At 41.3% G+C, this 19,470-nt stretch carries 18 protein-coding genes; 10 read left to right on the top strand and 8 right to left on the bottom strand.

The features are described from left to right. Positions 1-186: 186 nt before the first annotated feature. From J7E32_RS05515 to J7E32_RS05505, 3 genes are all read left to right on the top strand, one after another. On the top strand, positions 187-1,068 hold the full coding sequence (locus J7E32_RS05515; protein WP_214904795.1) for a carbon-nitrogen hydrolase family protein: 882 nt from the start codon (positions 187-189) through the stop codon (positions 1,066-1,068). A 12-nt stretch (positions 1,069-1,080) separates the two neighbouring features. Then, entirely contained in the window at positions 1,081-1,752 is a 672-nt protein-coding gene (locus J7E32_RS05510) for a GNAT family N-acetyltransferase (protein ID WP_214904792.1), read from the top strand. A gap of 145 nt (positions 1,753-1,897) precedes the next feature. Further along, positions 1,898-2,614, top strand: coding sequence for a 3-ketoacyl-ACP reductase (locus J7E32_RS05505; protein ID WP_214904789.1), 717 nt, complete (start codon positions 1,898-1,900; stop codon positions 2,612-2,614). 242 nt (positions 2,615-2,856) lie between these two features. On the opposite strand, the gene J7E32_RS05500 is transcribed toward J7E32_RS05505, so the two are convergent. Further along, complete coding sequence (locus J7E32_RS05500; protein WP_214905059.1) at positions 2,857-3,216, bottom strand: hypothetical protein; 360 nt, start codon at positions 3,214-3,216, stop codon at positions 2,857-2,859. Between the two features lie 262 nt (positions 3,217-3,478). Between J7E32_RS05500 and J7E32_RS05495 the strand changes: the two genes are divergently transcribed. Together J7E32_RS05495 and J7E32_RS05490 are read left to right on the top strand one after the other, a co-directional pair. Further along, positions 3,479-6,958 (top strand): hypothetical protein, encoded by a 3,480-nt coding sequence (locus J7E32_RS05495; RefSeq protein WP_214904787.1) that lies wholly within the window; start codon positions 3,479-3,481, stop codon positions 6,956-6,958. A 331-nt stretch (positions 6,959-7,289) separates the two neighbouring features. After that, on the top strand, positions 7,290-7,838 hold the full coding sequence (locus tag J7E32_RS05490) for an HD domain-containing protein (RefSeq protein ID WP_214904770.1): 549 nt from the start codon (positions 7,290-7,292) through the stop codon (positions 7,836-7,838). Between the two features lie 161 nt (positions 7,839-7,999). Here the strand turns inward: J7E32_RS05490 and J7E32_RS05485 are convergent, their stop codons facing one another. Further along, positions 8,000-8,503 carry a YhcN/YlaJ family sporulation lipoprotein gene (locus J7E32_RS05485; RefSeq protein ID WP_214904767.1) on the bottom strand — a complete coding sequence of 168 codons (504 nt, stop codon included), beginning with the start codon at positions 8,501-8,503 and terminating at the stop codon, positions 8,000-8,002. A gap of 205 nt (positions 8,504-8,708) precedes the next feature. Between J7E32_RS05485 and J7E32_RS05480 the strand changes: the two genes are divergently transcribed. Then, positions 8,709-9,437, top strand: coding sequence for an esterase/lipase family protein (locus J7E32_RS05480; protein WP_214904764.1), 729 nt, complete (start codon positions 8,709-8,711; stop codon positions 9,435-9,437). Positions 9,438-9,588: 151 nt separating this feature from the next. Here the strand turns inward: J7E32_RS05480 and J7E32_RS05475 are convergent, their stop codons facing one another. Then, positions 9,589-10,674, bottom strand: a complete 1,086-nt coding sequence (locus J7E32_RS05475) for an AI-2E family transporter (protein WP_214904761.1) — start codon at positions 10,672-10,674, stop codon at positions 9,589-9,591. A 213-nt stretch (positions 10,675-10,887) separates the two neighbouring features. On the opposite strand from J7E32_RS05475, the gene J7E32_RS05470 reads away from it, so the two are divergent. Both J7E32_RS05470 and J7E32_RS05465 read left to right on the top strand, forming a co-directional pair. Then, on the top strand, positions 10,888-11,034 hold the full coding sequence (locus J7E32_RS05470; RefSeq protein WP_214904748.1) for a hypothetical protein: 147 nt from the start codon (positions 10,888-10,890) through the stop codon (positions 11,032-11,034). Between the two features lie 177 nt (positions 11,035-11,211). Continuing rightward, the gene (locus J7E32_RS05465) at positions 11,212-11,634 is read left to right on the top strand and encodes a hypothetical protein (protein WP_214904745.1); all 423 of its coding nucleotides are present in this window, start codon (positions 11,212-11,214) and stop codon (positions 11,632-11,634) included. A gap of 28 nt (positions 11,635-11,662) precedes the next feature. On the opposite strand, the gene J7E32_RS22780 is transcribed toward J7E32_RS05465, so the two are convergent. The 5 genes from J7E32_RS22780 to J7E32_RS05445 form a co-directional block, all read right to left on the bottom strand. Next, a complete protein-coding gene (locus J7E32_RS22780) occupies positions 11,663-12,499 on the bottom strand; it encodes a PhnE/PtxC family ABC transporter permease (RefSeq protein ID WP_286182746.1) in 837 nt (278 codons plus the stop codon). Further along, complete coding sequence (locus J7E32_RS22775; RefSeq protein ID WP_286182745.1) at positions 12,496-13,296, bottom strand: PhnE/PtxC family ABC transporter permease; 801 nt, start codon at positions 13,294-13,296, stop codon at positions 12,496-12,498. Before J7E32_RS22775 ends, J7E32_RS22780 begins: the two co-directional genes overlap by 4 nt. Position 13,297: 1 nt before the next feature. Next, complete coding sequence (locus tag J7E32_RS05455; RefSeq protein ID WP_214904744.1) at positions 13,298-14,044, bottom strand: phosphonate ABC transporter ATP-binding protein; 747 nt, start codon at positions 14,042-14,044, stop codon at positions 13,298-13,300. A gap of 9 nt (positions 14,045-14,053) precedes the next feature. After that, positions 14,054-14,926, bottom strand: coding sequence for a putative selenate ABC transporter substrate-binding protein (locus J7E32_RS05450; RefSeq protein ID WP_214904741.1), 873 nt, complete (start codon positions 14,924-14,926; stop codon positions 14,054-14,056). A 237-nt stretch (positions 14,927-15,163) separates the two neighbouring features. Next, positions 15,164-16,717 carry an ABC-F family ATP-binding cassette domain-containing protein gene (locus tag J7E32_RS05445; RefSeq protein WP_214904738.1) on the bottom strand — a complete coding sequence of 518 codons (1,554 nt, stop codon included), beginning with the start codon at positions 16,715-16,717 and terminating at the stop codon, positions 15,164-15,166. A 301-nt stretch (positions 16,718-17,018) separates the two neighbouring features. Here J7E32_RS05445 and J7E32_RS05440 point away from each other — a divergent pair, with 301 nt between their 5' ends. Both J7E32_RS05440 and J7E32_RS05435 read left to right on the top strand, forming a co-directional pair. Next, positions 17,019-18,422: an LVIVD repeat-containing protein gene (locus tag J7E32_RS05440; protein WP_214904733.1), complete on the top strand. Its 1,404-nt coding sequence runs from the start codon at positions 17,019-17,021 to the stop codon at positions 18,420-18,422. A 104-nt stretch (positions 18,423-18,526) separates the two neighbouring features. Next, positions 18,527-19,255 carry a YqcI/YcgG family protein gene (locus J7E32_RS05435; protein WP_214904732.1) on the top strand — a complete coding sequence of 243 codons (729 nt, stop codon included), beginning with the start codon at positions 18,527-18,529 and terminating at the stop codon, positions 19,253-19,255. Positions 19,256-19,470 lie beyond the last annotated feature (215 nt).

Below are 19,470 nucleotides of genomic sequence, written 5' to 3'. Positions count from 1 at the left end.
GGAATTGGAACATTTTCTCCTCGGAAAATCCAGAGTGACCAGGCAAAGTTTTTACTCAATAAATTTCTTGTCCAATATTAATGAAAAATGTATTCATAAAAAGCAAAATGCTATATAATGATTTTCGTATTTCCGAAAATTTGAATTCAAGATGAAAAATGTTTATAGATACAGGGGGAATGATGGATGAAAATAAGAGTTTCCGCAGTCCAGTACCATCTTCACACGATCAGGTCGTTCGAAGAGTTTGCTCAGCAATGTGAGCATTATGTAAAAACAGCACAGGAGTATGGTTCAGAGTTCGTTTTGTTTCCTGAGTTCTTTACTACTCAATTATTATCAATCGGCAGTGAGCAGGGTACGAGGCTGACCATTAATGAACTCCCCGGTTTTACCGAACAATATTTAAACCTGTTCCAGAATTTCGCGTTGGAAACAGGGATGCACATTATTGGCGGTACACATGTCATCGCTCGAGCTGGAAAGCTCTACAATGTCGCACACATGTTTTACCCGGATGGCAGAATCGTCGAGCAGGCAAAGCTTCATATTACACCTACTGAGGTAAATGAGTGGAATATGAGTGCGGGAGAGGATTTCAGGGTATTTGATACAGAGAAAGGACGCATCGCGCTATTAACTTGCTATGATATTGAGTTTCCTGAAATCGTCAGGATGGCTAAAGCAAAAGGTGCAGATGTCATTTTCGTTCCGTCATGTACAGATGATCGTCATGGTTTCCATCGTGTCCGCTATACGAGCCATGCACGGGCCATTGAAAATCAGGTTTACGTCGTTTTGACAGGAACAGTAGGTGCGTTGCCTACAGTTGACTTTATGCGCGCTAACTTTGGCCAGGCGGCAGTGATCACTCCTAATGATATTCCTTTCCCGCCAAAAGGGCTGCAGGTCGAAGGAGAACTTAATGATGATATGGTCGTAACTGCTGACCTTGATTTGGAGCTTTTGTACGAAGTTCGTGAGCGCGGTTCGGTCACTACTTGGCGTGACCGCCGTACTGACCTTTATACAGACTGGGAACAAGCCGAAAAGAATTTTATAAGATAAGGAGTAACCTTCATGGAATATATCCGCGTTAATAGTATCGATGATCCGCTTTTTACCAAGCTCCATAATTTAATGAAGGAAGTTTTCCCTCCGGAGGAAGTATTGGAGTTTGATTTATGGAAAGGGCCACTCGAAGATCCAGGCATCAGGGTTTTTGTTGCTGTACATGAAAATGAAGTGGTCGGCGTAACTGAATACCGGTATTATCCTGACTGGAATATTGCGATGACTGACTTTACTATTGTTGGAAAACCTGGGATGAGTCTTGGGAGATTCCTGGCAAATAAAAGAATGGAAGACCTGCAGAAACTCGCTGGTGATCAAGGAGTAGAACTGTTTGGGATGTTCGCAGAAATTTATGATCCGTACCGGAAGACAGATCATGATTTTGGCGGTGTAAAAACGATGGACCCATTTGTAAGGCGCGAAGTATTATCTCACCTTGGATATAAGCGTCTGGATATCGAATACGTACATCCATCATGGGAAAACGACGGAGAAGCAGTAGAGGGACTTGATTTATGCTTTATGCCGACTGATGAGAACACTCGTGAACTGCCGGCACCGTTAATTACAGATTTCCTAACCACTTATTATTCCGTTCTCGAAAAGAAGCCAGAAAAGTGGAATAAGATGGTGGACCAGCTGAAAAATAAAGAAACCGTGGCATTGTTGCCATTATAATGTGCAGACCAGCAGTGATCCTTTACTGCTGGTTTTTTCTGCGCCAAATCGTTTGCTATTTTTTATAATGAGTCACAAGATTTGTTTTCGCCGATAAGATTTTCTATAATTAACCCTTGACTACATAATTGGAAGGAGCCATAATATGGAATCTTTAAAAGGGAAAACAGCGCTAATCACGGGTGCTGGCAGAGGCATCGGCCGGGCAGCTGCTATAGCTTTGGCGAAAGAAGGCGTAAATATTGGCATGATTGGTCTAACACTTGCCAATCTGGAGAAGGTGACAAATGAACTTGAGGAATATGGGGTAAATGTTTCTGGAGCTGTCGCGGATGTATCTGACATCGAATCTATACAGCACGCTGTTGAGCATGTAACAGAAGAAATCGGCCCTATAGATATCCTGATTAACAATGCAGGAACCGCGAAATTCGGCGGCTTTCTAGATCTGGAGCCGCAGGAGTGGGAAAAAATCATCCAGGTCAACTTAATGGGAACATACTATGTGACTCGTGCGGTCCTGCCAGGAATGATTGAGCGAAAGACAGGTGACATAATCAATATTGCGTCAACTGCAGGGCAAAAGGGAGCACCGGTAACGAGTGCATATAGCGCATCAAAGTTCGGGGTACTAGGGTTGACTGAATCGCTAATGCTTGAAGTTCGTAAGCATAATATCCGTGTCAGCGCACTTACTCCAAGTACGGTAGCTACTGATCTGGCCATTGAGACGAATTTAACAGATGGCAATCCAGATAAAGTCATGCAGCCGGAAGATCTGGCTGAGTTAATGGTAGCTCAGCTAAAATTGAACCGCCGGGTTTTCATCAAGACTGCTGGAATGTGGTCTACAAATCCATAATCATTCAGAGGATAGAACCAACAAAGGTTCTATCCTTTTTTTATACAAACTAAACAAAAACCGAGGTGTCTTCCTGAAAAAGACACTTGCGATCAGTGATAGTACCTGGTCCTAATTTAATGGAGGAATACCGTTAAAATATGCTGTTCCTGACCCTGGAACGGCTATTATTATATTAAAAAACGTTACTATTATTTTAGTATAACTTAAGGAAGGCAACAAAAAAAACGGCCTAAGCCGTTTTAAAAAGCATACCGGAATATCCCGTAATAAAGGGGCAGTACAAAAATCAATCCACTCAGTTTAGCTGCAAGCGGCATAGGTTCTTCCTCTTCTTCCAGGCCAAAATCCCCTGCAAATCGCTCCGCAAAGAATATGGTAAAAATCACATCCCAAATGAGACCGAAAACGAAGACAATTTTCCATACTAGAGGGGTCAGCATCTCTGTTTCAGTCACATATCCAAATAAACCAAGCCAAGTGATGATTGAAATGATAAAATCAAGCCTCGTGATATTGTTTTTATATTTACCTTTGATCAAAAACCATATTGCCGTCGTGCCCATGAATCCTAAATACATTAACCATAAAAAATCACTCATCTTCTTACCTCGAAATCTTTTATTTATTTTTTATCCGATTGTTTTATGCTTCCTGGTTCTGAATTTGAGAAGGCGAACCAAATGAAAGTCACATTGAACCCAATACCTTCCCTATTATAAAGGCGCAGGGGTAAAGTGGGAATAGAAATTTGTCGAAAAATCACTTTTGTTTTTTTTAGAAAGAATGTTGAATTATTTTATAAAAGGTGTAAAATTACACTAAACAATTCAAAGTGGATAAAAGAGGAATTGGGGGATTAAAATGGAACATGCTCCTAAAGAGGAAAGACGCAGGATTTTCCGGAATGAGCTCTATCATTTGAAAGAATTAGGTTATGTTTCACCAGAGCAATATAAAAGTGTATCAGAAGCCCATAATGAATACTTTCTTGATTTGCTGGCAAAAGACCGGCAGGTGGAAGACTTGGCAACTAAGAACAATACTCCTGAAGTACTTGGACTTGAGAACGAAAAAGTTAAGTCAACAGATAGCGTTGTGGTAAAGGAGAAACAATTACAACATTCTAAACCACGCCCGGTAAAAGCCAGACCAAAAAAATCAGCGGAAGAGATTCGTGAACGGAATATTTCCTGGTCTTTGAATATAGGGGTGATCATGCTTTTGATTGGTGGTTTGTACCTAGCTACAAGCAACTGGGAAAGTATGACTCCATTGATGAAGACAGGGTCAATTGCATTGGTTTCAGCTTTATTTTATGGAATTGCCTATATTAGCTACAAGATCATTAAAATTGAAAAAACAGCCTTTGCGTTTGTGGTACTTGGCAGCCTTTTCCTGCCTATCTTCACCCTATCTCTAGGCTGGTTTGAATTGCTCGGCCCTTATTTATCGTTTTATGGAGAAGGCCGCTTCATATTAGGGGCAATAAGCAGTTCAGTGTTGATTCCGATTTATGGTTTTCTGGCAAAGAGGCTATCTTCGAGATTATTCGTGTGGTTTACGTTTATAACAACTTCGATTGCAGCAGCATATGTGTTGAGCGCGATTGGACTGAAAACAGACGGATTCTACCTCGGCCTGATTATTTTCAATACACTTCTGATTGCAGCGTATCACCAGCTGAAAATAAAAGATCAACTGCCGCTCTTCACGAAGGAACTTGCAGTATATTCACAGGCAAACCTAGTACTGTCTACCTTGTTAATGCTTTTCTTTTATGAAAATCATATCTTCAACGGCTTCAATTTGATTTTGACTGCTATTGTCTATCTATCGATGATCTTCGTTAATGGCCATAAAGAGTATCATTTTGTTTTTAGTGCCATGTTCGTTTATGGTGCCTATCAGATTCTTGAAAATTGGTGGTTTACAGAAGTAAGTGTAATTGGTTATGCACTTCTTGGGTTCGTGTTTCTGTTTGTTCCAAAGTTCATTGATGATAAATACGCCTTGAAAAGAGCTTTTCAAATTACCAGTGGGGTTGTATCAGGTCTTGCCTTTTTATTCATCACAGCCGAAGGGTTGATGATTCATGCAGGAAATCCATCCTTTATTCTTATGGCAGCTTACCTGATCATTTCAGCTAATTTTATCTATCTGGCTAATACCAATGAAAATATCATTTTCAAATATTTAAGTCCGATTTTCCTTGCCGCCGCGATGTTTGAAGCCGTTTTGCAAATTGCAAAATGGAATGTTTTCGAAAATCTTGTTTTGCCAATTTATTTTATTGGATTCGTTCTCTTCATTCTTACAGGCTGGCTGGTCAAGTTGAAATATCTTCAATCCATCAAAACTAGCTCACGTGATGTTGGTATGTTGATCATGCTTTTCATGATACTTGTTGCTTTTTCCATGTTCGGCTGGTGGGAGCTGGCCCTGATGTTCTCGCTGACCAGCTATGCATTTTATGTCATGATGAAAATCGACAAGAGACCGTTTTTGCCATTAATTGCTCAATGGGCAGTGCCTATCTCGCTGGGCTTATCAGCAGCTTCAATATTTGAGGAAGTACGGATTCACTCAAGCTTTTATAACGATTTACTCGGAATGCCAGGAAATTTAGCGCTGGCGGGAGTATTGTTGCTGGCTGTCGGTATTGGCCTTCGCAAAACAAAGGAAACCATACTGGCGCGGAATGCTTTTTTCAGTTCTCATGGTTTCTATGCAGCAAGCCTGTTTTACACATTTGTATTTCCTATATCAAATATTTACGGAGAATCGCTCATTTGGCTTGGCGGAATCTTGATGTCTCTCTTGCTTTATAGAATCACAAAGCAGTCACTGGTCGCATTCTTCTCAGGTTTAGTCAGCCTTGCCTGGTACCTGATTACAGTGGACTCAATCAATCAGAAGATATTTGATTTTAGTACAACACTAGAGTCTTTAATCATCCCAGGAGGCGGATGGTTATTGCTGGGGGCAGCCGCTTTACTTATTCAAAAGCAGAGAGGTCTTGCAATTGCTTATTCATGGATTGCTCATATCTACCTCGCTCCAATAATGGCAGTTGAGTTTATCATGTACGGGGATGAAGCGATCTTAAGCTACTTGGTTGGAACGGGAGTCTATGCAGCGAGTATTTTCTTTGTGAAAAAGGAATGGAAAGTGAAATCGTTCTTATACGCTGCATTCACTACGTTGTTCCTGACGATCAAGACGGGTATCAGTCATTTTACAGAAACAGATACAGGCCATTACGCCTTCCTGGTGACAAGTATTTTGTTGACTCTATTCTGGGTATTGTCAACCGCGAGTTTTAAACAAAGAACCTTATATTATCTTGTCCCGATTTCACTCTTAGGAGTAGCAAGCTTTCTGGCAGCATATCCATACAGCTGGCTGTTGTTCGGTATAACAATTGGTTATGCAGCAGCGATATTGGTTTTGCTCCATATAGTGAAATGGGATTTAGCCGCAATGATCCCGTTATTAATGATCTTTTACGGCACAATCCAAATCATGTTCCTGGCACAGCTGCATGTGTATTGGGATATCGCTATTCTTTCAGGATCAGGAATTTTGCTTATTTTTTCAGGGAGAAGGATTTATAGCAATCTCTGGGAAAAGGGAGGAGTTTTTGGACTGCAAAGCATGGATGCTTATTCAATAGTCGGGTTCTTGTTCATTGTTTCCGTGGCACTAATGAATGGTGAAACCTTCTGGGCGCTCATTGTCCATGGACTCCTTCTATCTGCAGGATTATGGCTGCAGAAGAACAGGGTTCATGGTAAAGGAGTAAGTGTCATTCAATTTATCGCAGGGGCTTACCTGCTGATTCCTTATTATACAGCCGTAGAGCAGCTTAATATCCCGGCCTTATTTGAAAGGGAGGTATACGTACTTCCACTCGTGGCCCTTGTGATTTTCTTACGATATATGTTCAAAGCGAGAAGCAAGCAAATCACCAGCTATATTCAGTGGGCGGTGTTGATGTTGGTATCTCTTATGCTCATTCAGGATGGCTTGGAAAGCAATACGGTTTATGATGCCCTGATTCTTGGATCGCTGTCGCTGATTTCCATGCTGGCCGGAATGTGGCTGAGAGTAAAAGCTTATTTCTTTGTTGGGGCGGGAGTTTTGCTTCTTAATGTGGTTCTGCAAACCCGCCCATTCTGGGGAAATCTCCCTTGGTGGGGTTACCTCTTGATCGCCGGATCGATCCTGATCAGTGCTGCCAGCTTCAATGAGTGGAATAAACAAAAAGGAGCTAGAGGGGAGAAAACTCTCTTGGCAAAGTTAAAAGAGAGTTTAATCATGAAAATGAAAAACTGGAACTAATAAAAGCTGGCAAAGGGGGAATGTTTTGATCCTTTGCCAGCTTTGTTTTATGAAGGCTCTTTTCTCAAACTTTTTTGCTATTTGACTACAAAATAGGATTTAATGACCGTTTTTCTTCGTAAAGTTGACTCTTTTGTGAGAAAAGAGCATGCAAACTTAATTCCGACCTGCAATGGCCTTATATTACGTTAAAATCGGCTTTAGGATTTTAACAACAATCTTTACGAAAACAGGCTATGTGAAAGGTAGGATGCAAAAAAGTGCATTTCTGGATGATTTCTGTTAACATTCATAAAAATGAGGGTATCACATCAGCTAAGGAGGTTATGAAATGAGGGATGTAACTCTTTTGGACATATTTGAACACCATATTGCCCAAAAATACTTGAAGCGTTCTGGCATGGCCCATGCTATCGCTGTCGCTTACCACGCATTCCATCTTGCCAGGGAGCATAAGGTGGATGTAGATATTGCAGCGAAAGCCGGTTTCCTGCATGATATAGGGCATTTTACCTGGTACAGGAACGGCAAATGGGACTACGAGCTATACAGAAAAAATGACATCCATCCAATTAAGGGAGCGGAGAGAGCGCATAAACTCTTAATCCGATTGGGTGAAAACCCCGTGCAGGCAAAAGCCACTTCACTTGCAATCCTTTTCCATACAGACTCCTTCTTGCCTTCAAACGATATTATCCGTACGCCACTGCAGCAGGTAGTGAAATGGGCAGATGAAAAAGACGAAGAAGAAGGCGGAAACCATCATTACAGGAAAATAGAACATGAGCGCGCAAAACAAAGCATAATCAGGCTGGATAAAATGATTGATGAAGTGCTTATGGGTGGTAAAAGCGGGGGAGAAACACAATTGCCATCTTAAATAAGAAATGCGTAAGCGCCTTGTTCAGCCNNCATTGGGCGGACCGAAGCGACTCGAGGGACTAGGCGCTGAAGCTAGACAATTCTCGAAGTGGAAATTTACACTTTCTTATCTGGTAAAAAAAGGGCATCGATCTTTTCGATGCCCTTTAACGGTTATTATTAACGATTTTTAGGAAAAAACCTTTCGATAGTATCATTGAAATCTTCAGTTAGCCCTACGATCGGTCTCCTGCTCAGAAGCTGCTCCCTGTAGTCTGTCATACTGACGACAAAGTCTGCATTGGATGATACATAAACATCAGCGATGGACTCATCGGAGACTTTGATCTGTTGAGCAATTTTGGTTTTTATATCACCTGGAACAGCATCTGTATCACCATTTTCAAGGACTACTGCAACATACGCATTTCTTTGCACCGTAATGACGGTTGCGCTTTGAACTTCATTCAGCATTTCCACCTGTTCCTCCAAATTTTCATCCACATGCATCCTGTATGTTTGATTATATGAATTGGAGGTGTACTCCTGGTTGATATTCTGTATTTGTGCCCCATCGTTATTTATCTGATAAGTTTCTGTGCCCTCATCCGTATATGTATTGCACCCAGTGAACAAAAGGAAGGTCATGATGAGACCAAGCATTTGTACGCTAATTCGTTTCATTGGCAAATCCTCCTAATTTTTGAATCGCAAATAGAATGTCCAATACCTTGAAGTTTTATTCGGAATTTACCAAACCGAGCGGCTGGAGAATTTTGTTTGTCGTGGCTAATTGGTCCTGTATGGCGACGTGATATTTGACATGATAGAGGAATTTTATGAAAGCGCCGCCATAAGATTAATAGATAAAAAGTTTAGGAGGGTTTTAATGAACAAGTTCAGGGGTTTGATTAGTTTAGCTATTACAATGGTCTTTCTTCTATCCGTCTTTTCAACAGCCGAAGCGGCAAAAAAAGTGCCTGTTGCTTCAGAGAAGGATCCAGTCATTTTTGTCCACGGTTTTACAGGTTCATCTTCCAGCTTTGATAACTTGAAACAATGGCTTGTTAGTCAGGGATGGCCGGCCAATTACCTGTATGCTATCCAATATTCAGATACAACAGGAAGCAGTGTCAACAATGCGTATGAACTGCAATCATTTGTTAAAAACGTCTTGCGCCAAACGAAAGCATCAAAAGTAGATATAGTCGCACATAGTATGGGTGGGCTTAGTACTCGATACTATGTAAAATACCTGGAAGGTGCCCAAAAAGTCGATGATGTAATCACCTTAGGTTCCCCTCATCACGGAACAAACTCTTCCTATTTTGGGTTATGGACTCAGGGAGCACGAGAAATGGTTCCCGGAAGTGCTTTCCTGAACGACTTAAACAGTGTTGATGAAACACCAAATGGCAGTGACACTTCAGCACCGATTCAATACACATCAATTTCCAGCAGTGCTGATACAGTCATTAACCCTTATACGAGCTCAATAATAAATGGAGCAGAAAATGTTGAAATTAGTGGTGTGAGCCATAGCGGCCTGTTGACAGATTCATCAGTCCGCCCTCTTATTCAGGCTGGGTTGGAGGATGGAGGAAAGAATACAAATTAAACAGACAAAAGGCCAGCTTCTTTGCTGGCCTTTTGTGATTTGTTTTTGTTAAGGAAATTATAAAATTATTTAGGTGTGGATAACTGCCTGTGGTTTTCTTAATCCAGCTCCAGCGCTTGTCGGGGCTGAACGAGGCGCTTGCGCTTTTTGTTCATGAATCAGGGGTGAACAGGTTCCTCTTTTCCCTAAGTTTATAAAATTTCCATACATCCTTTATGACAATCTTGACTACAGAATAAAGTGGTATGGCGATCAGGATACCCACAAAGCCGTATATGGAACCGGCAGCAATTAACAGAAGAATGACAGTAATCGGGTGGATGTTGAGTTTTTTACCCATCACTTGAGGAGTAACAAGATTCCCTTCAAGCTGTTGCACGATTACCAGGACAATCAATACCTTCAACATCATCATTGGACTGCTTGTCAGGGCAACGAATAAAGCTGGAATAACACCTATAAGTGGGCCCAGGAATGGAACGACTGTTAAAAGCATCGTGAAAATCGCAAGGATAAGGGCATAATCAAGGCCGATGATCTTATATCCAATATACATCAGTGTCCCGTCAACAAGGGCGATGATGAATTGGCCAGTAACATAGGTGAATAGTGTTCTATCTATATCTTTTAGTATTTTATTGCCTTCCTGCACATGTTCTTCGGGAATTAGTTTCAAAATATAAGGCCTTAACTTTTCATCATCCTTTAAAAAGAAGAACGCAAGAAACGGAACAACGACAAGAACAGTCGCGACACTAGTGATCACCGAAAATACCGTCATGAGATTTTCTCCCAGACCTTGTGTGACCGTGCTCAAATAGTTCAGTGCTCTTTGCTTGAATTCATCTGCATTAACAAAACCAAGCTGATTATCATTGATGACTTTTTTCGACTCTTCCGTGATATCATCTACTTTTTCAGGAAAGTTTCCCTTCATTTCGCTGATCTGTTCTCCTAATTGGGAACCTGCAAAATAAATAAATCCCGAAAAGAACCCAGCTGCCAGAACAAAGACAATCACAATGCTTACTATTTTTGGCATGTATCGATTAAACCAACGAACTGGTTTCCTTAATATATAATAGAAAAGACCGGATATCAAAACAGGAAAGAAAATGGCGATAATAAAGTTCTGCAGCGGCCACAAAAAGTAGTCTATCTTACCAAAGAGGAAAATGATAAGCAGCAGGAGAATGGTTCCGGTTGCGTATTTAAAAAAAGGTCGTTGAATCCACATGTCTTTAACCCCCTGAAATTTTATGTCTCTTCCTATTAATTACCTTAAAGAATTGGACGCTAAACAAACTGGTTGTCATATAGTGGACAGTACTGACATATAATTATAAAAATTGGTAGTTTGATATCAATCTTAACGGGTAAATATTCTGGTCAACAGAAATAGAATCGCAGCATTAGCCACTGGTCATCTTCTGTGTAAAGGGGTCTCTGTATGGTTGCAGTCGAAGAACATCTGTTATTTATCAAAGAACTTGGCCGTCTATTCGTTGAGTACGCGCAATGCGAGGATAAGGAACTGAAAAATGAGATTTATAAAGATATTCAGCTATTAGGTAAGGCAATCAATATTAGTAACTAGGTGTAAATAGAACCCGGCAAGCCCTTGATCAGCGGCTTGCCGTTTTATTTAGAGGAGTATATTTTGAGTGTCAGAAAAAGCCGTTAACAAAAAAAGACCCAGCTTGAGTTATATTTAGGAAAGCCAGCCAGTGTTCTTTCATATATATGAAACAAGCATATGAAAGGGGAGGGTTATATGAGAATTGACCTTTCAAGGGAACAATATTTAACACTCGTGAAACTATTGCAGCTTGGAAACTGGCCTTTAGGACTGACTGAAGCAAATCAGGAACTGGTGAGTAAAGCGGAGGATCTTGAACAATATATTTTTTCTCTATCAAGGGACTTTGAAGCTGGTGACGGGATTTACTATGATGAGGAAGAGGAGTATTACTATCTTTCAGAAGAGCTCAGGGATACGGTAGAAGCGATTATTGATGAGTACGAGGAAGATGTCTTTTGGGATCAGCTTACCCATAAGCTAGCAACGATTGATTTGAAGCGTGAAGTCAGCATCAATGCTTCTATCGAACAAAAGATCAATCGGCTTTTCCAACTGAAAGCACGTTATGAAAAATACTTCCTGGAAAACGGTCTGGACAAAATTGATATTTTATAAGGGAAAATCCGGCCAGGCATGGCCGGATTTATTTTATGAAGATTCTCGCTTTTTCTGAAATGTAGTCTGCTGCGAAAACCAGAAGGAGATAGAAAAATAGCAAGAGCGTAATATCTGTGTAATGGAAGAAACTCATGCTCAGCTTGAATTGCTGGCCCAGGCCTCCTGCGCCTACAAAACCCACGACAATCGTCGTTCGCATGATGACCTCCCAACGGTAAAGGATATACGTCAGAAATCGGGGAAGAGCAGCTGGCAATACTCCATACAAAAAGAGCTGAAAGCGTCCTGCCCCGGATGAAGAAAGATTCCGAACCGGCCTTGAGTCTATATCTTCGATGACCTCTGCAAAAAGCTTCCCAAGAATCCCGAAATTATGAAGAGCAAGTGCGATTGCACCCGGCAATATTCCAGGTTTAAAAATGAAGATGATGATCATTGCCCAAACAAGCTCCGGGACTGCCCGAGAAAAGATATATCCTCCGCGAACAACACCAAATGAAAGCCAGCCATGCCATTTTTTAGCCAGCGTGAGGGACCCGTCTGCAACATTCCTTGCTGCTGGCACAACTGTCAGGAGTGCCGCAATTGTCGCAAAGCCAGTAGCCATCACACTCATGACCAATGTTTCGATCGTAAGATCCAATGCGTTTTTCCAGTTTTTGGCATTAAGATAAGCCGGACTTTCTTCATCTATACCCAAAAGCCCTTTGAAGAACTTGCTAGCGTAAAAAAGATTTTTTTCTGAAAACAGTAAGGACCAGCTAGCTTTTTCTACAATAAATATTGATGCCCAGGATCCAATCATAAGTAGCAATAGAGCATAGACAGAAGCTGTCACGAAGCTAAGTTTATATTTCTTCATTGTACCAGCCTCTTTCTTAATTGGTTGCTCCAAAGATCGATGATGAGGACTAGGGCAATTAAAAAGAACACAAAAGTCCAAACTTCATCATAATGAAGATCATCAAGACTTAATTGAATTTGATACCCCAGGCCGCCGATACCGACAAAGCTCATAATCGCAGATGAACGAACTGCGCACTCAAATCGGTACATCGCATAACTGGTAATGCTCGCCCTGACCATTGGAAGGTAACCATACCATAAAGTCTGCAATTTAGAAGCGCCTGCCGCTTCCAAAGCTTTTATCGGTTCCCTCGGTATGTCCTCCAGCATATCTGCAAAAATCCTTCCCAGGATGCCGCCGTAAGGTATAGCCAGTGCAAAAATCGCGGCAAAAGGGGAGAGACCGATCGAGGCGACGAATAACCAGGCCCAAACGAGTTCATGAATGGCTCTCATGAATCCAAGCTGCCCTCTGAAAAAACTTCGGATATAACGTCTGGCTTTCCCGTTTGCTACTATAATTCCCGAGGCGGGAACGCCGTAAAAAAAGGCAATTATTATGGCTAAACTCATACCAGCAACGGCGTAGGAAAGAGTAGTCCAGCTTGACTCCAAGGCCAGAAACAGGATATCACCGGTCAAATCAGGAGTGAAAAATGCTGCCGCAATCTGTTTAGCTGTAGTGAACCCTTTGCCGTGAACCAAGTCGTTATTCCATTCGATAGAGAACAAGCTCATGACAAATGCCAACGAAAGGATCAGTGATAGAATTTTTCGTTTATGCAGCTCAAAGCTCAACCATCTTTTATCCATATCAAGTTATCTCCTTTAGTCTGTAAAGGCTATTGATATGGTCATCAGTTACGGAGGAAGCGGGGAGGTCAAAGAAGAGTTCACCATCTTTAAGGGCTATCAATCTATCGAAGTATTTCCTTGCATATTCCACTGAATGTAGGCTTGCAATGAGTGTTTGGTTCTCCTCTAAAGCGATTTTAACCAATAATTCCAGAACGTCTTCCGCACGAGCAGGATCCAATGAAGCAACCGGCTCATCTGCTAAAACAATTTCAGGACTTTGGACAAGGAGTCTTGCGAGCGCTACCCGTTGTTGTTCACCGCCTGAGAGAGACGAGGTTTTTTCATACAATTTTTCCGTTAATCCGACACGACTCAGTGCCTGGATGGCATATTCCTTATCCTGAGGGATCAGCATGGAAAGTATCGATTTGAAAATCCCCCATTCAGACAGCCTTCCAGCAAGGACATTATGGATGACTGGAAGCTCTCCAACTAAATCAAACTGTTGGCGAATGATACCGATTTTTTTTGCTCTCTTTTTCTGGTCCTTTAAATCGGTTAAAGGGTGGCCGTCGATTAGGATTTGACCTTGATCAGGAGTTAGTATGGTTGCCAGCATGTTCAGGAGAGTAGTTTTTCCTGCTCCGCTTGGACCGATAAGTCCAACCAATTCTCCCTTTTTTACAGTAAAAGAAAGGGAGGATAAGGCAATCTTCCGCTCGTAGATTTTCGATATTTGATGGAGATTTATTATTTCTTGCATGTATTCCACCTACTTGATGATCTTGAGTTGCTTTGCGACCTTTTCTATGGCTTCGTAATTTTCATTCTTTGTCTCTATGAATTTATCGGTTTGCAATAATTCCATGATTTCATTATCCTCAGAAGTCATGGAAAGGATAGCTTCTTTTAGTTTAGCTTTAGTTTCATCATCCATCTTGTTTAAAGTCCAGTTGTAATCATAGTACTCAGGTGTTGTATAAAATACTTTCACCTTTGATTCATCTACTTTGCCTTCTTTTACAGCTGCTTCCCATACAGAAATATTTAATGCGCCAGTCTGATATGCACCTGATTCTACCAGCTTATATGTTTTATCATGTGAACCGGAGTAGTTAGGCTTTCCATCAAGGTCCTGATCCGCGTCTATGCCAGCTTCCATCATAAAGTAGCGCGGCATTAAATGACCGGAAGTCGAGCTCTCACTGCCAAAAGTAAATGACTTTCCTTTTAAATCTTCCAACTTCTCAATTTTTACATCACTGTTGGCAATAAATACGGATTTAAACTTTTCATCGATTGGTCTTTGTGCAAAAGCTTCAGCTTCAGGAACTAAGTTTCTCGCCTGTACACCAGTAAGGCCGCCAAACCAAGCTAGCTGGATTTCGCCTCGTTCAAATGCCGTAACAAGCGCTGAATAGTCGACAGAAGGGACATACTCAACATTCAATCCTGTCTTTTTTTCCAGGTCCTTCGCAAAATCCTCCATGCTCCTGTTTAAGTCTGCTGCATTCTGGTCAGGAATCGCACCGATTTTAATACTTTCTGTTTTTGTATCTTTTTGTCCCTCGTCTGTACCATTGTCAGAACAAGCCGCAAGGCTAAAGATCATCAGCAAGCTTAATAATGTAATCATTTTTTTCATTATTTATCACCTTTATAAATAAATTTTATGCACCCTATAAAATTTATCAATAACTACTGGATAACTCAATACATTTTTGATGAAATTTAATATGAATATTATGGGAGACTAGGAGAATTCATTGTTCAAGCAGTTCGAAATCTCAATTTTATCCTGTTTTCAACAAGTTCTTTTAGGAGTTGTCAGAAATATAAAAAATGAAAAACCTGACGGAATAGCCGTCAGGTTCCTTTGGATCTATTTTGCTTTTTCAATCCATTCTTCGACATTCCAAACTTTTGTTACCCAGTCTTCGTAGAAATCTGGTTCGTGGCTGACGAGGACAATCGTTCCTTTATATGCCTTTAACGCACGCTTTAACTCCGCTTTCGCAGTGATGTCAAGGTGGTTGGTAGGTTCGTCGAACAGAAGCCAATTGCTTTCGTGCATAAGCAATTTTGTCAGGCGGACTTTCGCCTGCTCACCGCCGCTGAGCTGGTTCAACGGACGGGAAATATGTTCATTCTTTAGGCCGCCACGTGCTAATGCAGCGCGGACCTGATGCTGATCCATGCCTGGGAACTCGCTCCAGACATCCTCAATCGGAGTGATACTTCCTGCTTTTACTTCCTGTTCGAAGTATGAAGGGAAGAGGAAGTCGCCGCGTTCGATTTTACCGCTCAATGCAGGGATTTTCCCAAGCATCGTTTTTAACAAGGTCGATTTACCGACACCATTCATTCCGACAATCGCAATCTTCTCACCGCGCTCGATCGTAACCGACATTTTAGGGAGAAGTGGATGAGTATAACCAATTTCAAAGTCTGTGCCTTCAAATACATAACGGCTGCTTGCGCGGGATTCTTTAAATTCAAAAGTAGGTTTGACCGCTGTTTCGGGTCTGTCAATCCGTTCCATACGATCAAGCTGCTTTTGTCGGCTTTTTGCCCGTCCTGTTGTCGAATAGCGCGCCTTATTTTTCGCAATAAAATCTTCTTGTTTCTTGATGAATTCCTTTTGCTTTTCATATGCGTTGATATGCTGATTCTTGTTAATCTCGGCCAATTCCAAGAATTTTTCATAGGTCGCAGTATAGCGAGTCAGCTTTGAAAATTCCAGCTGGAAAATAACATTTGAAACCGGGTTCATGAATTCAGTGTCATGTGAAATCAGGATAAAAGCATAAGGGTAATCCTTCAAGTATTTTGTGAGCCACTGGATATGCTCGACATCAAGGTAGTTGGTAGGTTCATCAAGCAGGAGAACCTTTGGCTTTTCAAGCAATAGCTTTGCAAGCAGAACTTTTGTACGCTGACCGCCGCTCAAAGCAGAAACATCGCGGTCGATACCGATTGCGTCCAACCCAAGACCCCGCGCAGCTTCTTCGACCTCCATATCAAGGGAGTAGAAACCTCCTGCATCTAAGGCATCCTGAATTTCAGCCATTTGTTCAAGTAATTTTTCAAGTTCTTCTGGTGAGGCATCAGCCATTTTCCCAGTAACTTCATTTAATTCTTCTTCTTTCTTAAAAAGAGGAAGAAACGCATCACGCAATACATCACGGATTGTTTTTCCGGGTGTCAAAACTGTATGCTGGTCAAGATATCCATACTCAACACCTGGAGTCCATTCAACTTTACCGGAGTCGTGTATCAACTGCCCGGTAATGATATTCATCAATGTCGACTTTCCGACACCGTTCGCTCCTACAAGACCAACATGGTCTTCTGCTAGCAAACGAAAGGAAACGTCTTTAAAAAGGGTACGATCCCCAAATGTGTGGCTTAAATTTTCTACATTTAATAAACTCATGATAAAATCCTCGCTTTAATCTATTTTAAGAGAACAAATATTTTACAATCACATTTCTTAATCATACTAAAATCTCTGGTTTTCGACCAGCGTTTTCTAGGCAGGAAGATATGGAAACTGTTCCTATCACCTTTGTGGAATTTTACCTAATTCGGAATCCGAAACAACTACCATAGACATAGGAGTGAAATACAAAATTAGGATAAATTAACTGAATTTACAAAATTTACTGTTTTTTGTTTGGTTTCTAGTTTTCACCTCTGCTATATTGTTATTCAATACATAGAAGGAGGTTTAAATTATGAAAAAACGCTTGTTATCGAGTCTTATTTTAGCTGGTGCTCTGACGGTTTCTACGGTCCCATTCAATGTCCTTGCCCATGACGAACTTGGGGATGTAAATATTGAAAAAGGAGAGAGGGCTGGATATAGCAACGTTTCTGTCCCACTAATGGAGGGCAGCAAAAACCTTCAATTCTTGCATGAAGCAGCTGCTCCTCAAATGGAAACGGTAAGGGCTGACGGAAAGCAGAACAGTTTTGCAGATGTCTTTGCCCATAAAGGCTATTCCTACCTTGGAACTCACACAAAAAATGGCGGCAATGGCGGGGTAAGGGTATTTGATATGAAGGATCCATCAAATCCTAAAGAGGTTGCTGTTTTTGCCAATAATGATATCCCAGGAACCTGGCAGGAAAAAGTGATAGTAAAAAGCGTCAACACGCCATCGTTTAAAGGGGATCTTGCCGTGGTGAGCGTCCAGCAGCTTAACCGCAATAACCCTGACTCAAAAGGCGGATTCTTGCTTTATGACGTAACAAATCCTACAGAACCAAACAAGCTTGGCTTCTATGAAGTTACGAAAAAGACAAATGGAACACATGAATTATACTTAACGATGCAGGGCAACCGCGCCATTGTACTAGCTGCTAATCCTTATGCAGACTATTATAGCCATGGGGAGGAGAAAGACTTCCAGGTTGTCGATGTCAGCGACCCTGCTAACCCTCAAAAACTATGGGAGTTCGATCCAAGGACGCTGGAGGAAATTCCCGACGATTTTAACGGATACCATTGGAGTTCTCCTGATGGAAAAACCCGCCCTGTCTTCAATCACAGCACGATGATCGATGAAACCGGAAAATATGCATATGTCTCCATGTGGGATCTGGGAACAGTCATTTTTGACATCAGCAGTCCTGAAAACCCTAAATACCTTGGACGTACAGATTTCGGCTCCGACCAGCAGGGTTCCGCACACTCAGCTACCCTTGCTAAAGGAGGAAATGTACTAATTGAGACAAGGGAAGTCTATAACCCAACGAAAGCAGGTTATGAACAATCCTATGGCTACACAAGGATCTTCGATATCAAGGATAAAACGAATCCTAAATTGCTAAGTGAGTTCAAGACTGATTTAGTTGATAACGTCGAGGATAAGGTTACATTCGCAAATACAGTCCACGACCCTAAAGTCCAGGGAAACACATTGTACTTGTCCCACTATGCAGGAGGAGTATATGCAGTTGATATAACAGACCCAGCGGTACCTGTTCAAGTAGGCCATTATGTACCTGAAAGAAGCGATGTCTGGGGAGTGTTTGTGGACAGGAATTACATTCTTGCATCTGATATCGGTTCAGGACTAAAGGTTTTATTGAAGAATAATGGTTCATCCGCTCCACAGAGCCAGGGAGTAAGATAAAGACAAAGTAAAAGCACGCGATAATGCGTGCTTTTACATTTTAAAGTTTAGGACTATAGAGACAGGGTAAATGGTAACTGACTAACTAAGTTGAGGTGTAAAACATGGCAGTTACCAATAGTTATTTGTTTACAAAGGAAGATATGGTCAATGCAGACCTTGTGCCTGAATGGGTAATAAAAGAATATGAAAGTTTCCGGGATGTTGTCACAAATCGGGAGTTTCCTTGCTATTTTGGAATGTCTGCCGAGAAAAAAGGAGAACTCCGCTATTCTTATATAAGCCGTGACAATTGGGATCAATTGCCCGGCGCTATTGAAGAATTCATTGCGTTGTTTGATGATTCCAAGCCTCTAATTAGACATGGGCTGTTTGTATTCGTCGAGCCTGAAATCGAAGAAAAGACAATTGAATATTATCGTGAATACTTTTGGAATGTACTTCAGTTCTTACATGAAAAAGATACGCAGCCTTGGCCGGCAGATTATCCGAAAGATCCTGACCATCATTTATGGGCATTTTCATTTGCAGGTGAACCATTTTTTGCTTTCGGAAATGCACCCGCCTATAAGCAGCGAAAAACGAGGGACCTGGGCAATAGTCTTGTTCTTGGTTTTCAGCCGCGTCGAATTTTTGAGGGACTTGAAGGAACTTCAAAGGGCGGAATTATGTCACGGGAAAAGGTAAGGGAGCGTGTTGAGAAATGGGACAACCTGCCAAAGCACCCTAATGTAAGCCATTATGGCGACCCGGATCATCGAGAATGGAAAATGTATTTTATCGGAGACGACAGCAAACCAATAGAAGGCAAATGTCCTTTTCACCATAAATAACACCAGGGGGCTAAATTCTAATATTAGAGTTTAGCCTTTTTGTGGTTGGAATAGGCTTTAATTCGATTATTACAGGTACTTTGATACTTAGATAAATCATAGGAACGGTCAAACACTGATTGCTTAAACCGACACATTAATAATGTAAACTTATGCCTCGTTTTGCTATAATTGTATTGGGCTAGAATTTATTCAAAGAATTGACATCCACATCC

It is taken from the genome of Bacillus sp. ISL-55 (assembly GCF_018613155.1).
GTDB lineage: Bacteria > Bacillota > Bacilli > Bacillales > Cytobacillaceae > Mesobacillus.
Note: the sequence above shows the minus strand (reverse complement) of the source record. Positions and strands in the feature narration are given on the sequence as shown.

Excerpts from the sequence above, each read along its gene's own strand:
- J7E32_RS05490 (WP_214904770.1), top strand. The coding sequence starts at position 7,290 with ATGAGGGATGTAACTCTTTTGGACATATTTGAACACCATATTGCCCAA.
- J7E32_RS05510 (WP_214904792.1), top strand. The coding sequence starts at position 1,081 with ATGGAATATATCCGCGTTAATAGTATCGATGATCCGCTTTTTACCAAG.
- J7E32_RS05455 (WP_214904744.1), bottom strand. The coding sequence starts at position 14,044 with ATGCAAGAAATAATAAATCTCCATCAAATATCGAAAATCTACGAGCGG.
- J7E32_RS22780 (WP_286182746.1), bottom strand. The coding sequence starts at position 12,499 with ATGAAGAAATATAAACTTAGCTTCGTGACAGCTTCTGTCTATGCTCTA.
- J7E32_RS05500 (WP_214905059.1), bottom strand. The coding sequence starts at position 3,216 with ATGAGTGATTTTTTATGGTTAATGTATTTAGGATTCATGGGCACGACG.
- J7E32_RS05485 (WP_214904767.1), bottom strand. The coding sequence starts at position 8,503 with ATGAAACGAATTAGCGTACAAATGCTTGGTCTCATCATGACCTTCCTT.
- J7E32_RS05480 (WP_214904764.1), top strand. The coding sequence starts at position 8,709 with ATGAACAAGTTCAGGGGTTTGATTAGTTTAGCTATTACAATGGTCTTT.
- J7E32_RS05470 (WP_214904748.1), top strand. The coding sequence starts at position 10,888 with ATGGTTGCAGTCGAAGAACATCTGTTATTTATCAAAGAACTTGGCCGT.
- J7E32_RS05445 (WP_214904738.1), bottom strand. The coding sequence starts at position 16,717 with ATGAGTTTATTAAATGTAGAAAATTTAAGCCACACATTTGGGGATCGT.
- J7E32_RS05515 (WP_214904795.1), top strand. The coding sequence starts at position 187 with ATGAAAATAAGAGTTTCCGCAGTCCAGTACCATCTTCACACGATCAGG.
- J7E32_RS05440 (WP_214904733.1), top strand. The coding sequence starts at position 17,019 with ATGAAAAAACGCTTGTTATCGAGTCTTATTTTAGCTGGTGCTCTGACG.
- J7E32_RS05475 (WP_214904761.1), bottom strand. The coding sequence starts at position 10,674 with ATGTGGATTCAACGACCTTTTTTTAAATACGCAACCGGAACCATTCTC.
- J7E32_RS05495 (WP_214904787.1), top strand. The coding sequence starts at position 3,479 with ATGGAACATGCTCCTAAAGAGGAAAGACGCAGGATTTTCCGGAATGAG.
- J7E32_RS05450 (WP_214904741.1), bottom strand. The coding sequence starts at position 14,926 with ATGAAAAAAATGATTACATTATTAAGCTTGCTGATGATCTTTAGCCTT.
- J7E32_RS22775 (WP_286182745.1), bottom strand. The coding sequence starts at position 13,296 with ATGGATAAAAGATGGTTGAGCTTTGAGCTGCATAAACGAAAAATTCTA.
- J7E32_RS05435 (WP_214904732.1), top strand. The coding sequence starts at position 18,527 with ATGGCAGTTACCAATAGTTATTTGTTTACAAAGGAAGATATGGTCAAT.
- J7E32_RS05465 (WP_214904745.1), top strand. The coding sequence starts at position 11,212 with ATGAGAATTGACCTTTCAAGGGAACAATATTTAACACTCGTGAAACTA.
- J7E32_RS05505 (WP_214904789.1), top strand. The coding sequence starts at position 1,898 with ATGGAATCTTTAAAAGGGAAAACAGCGCTAATCACGGGTGCTGGCAGA.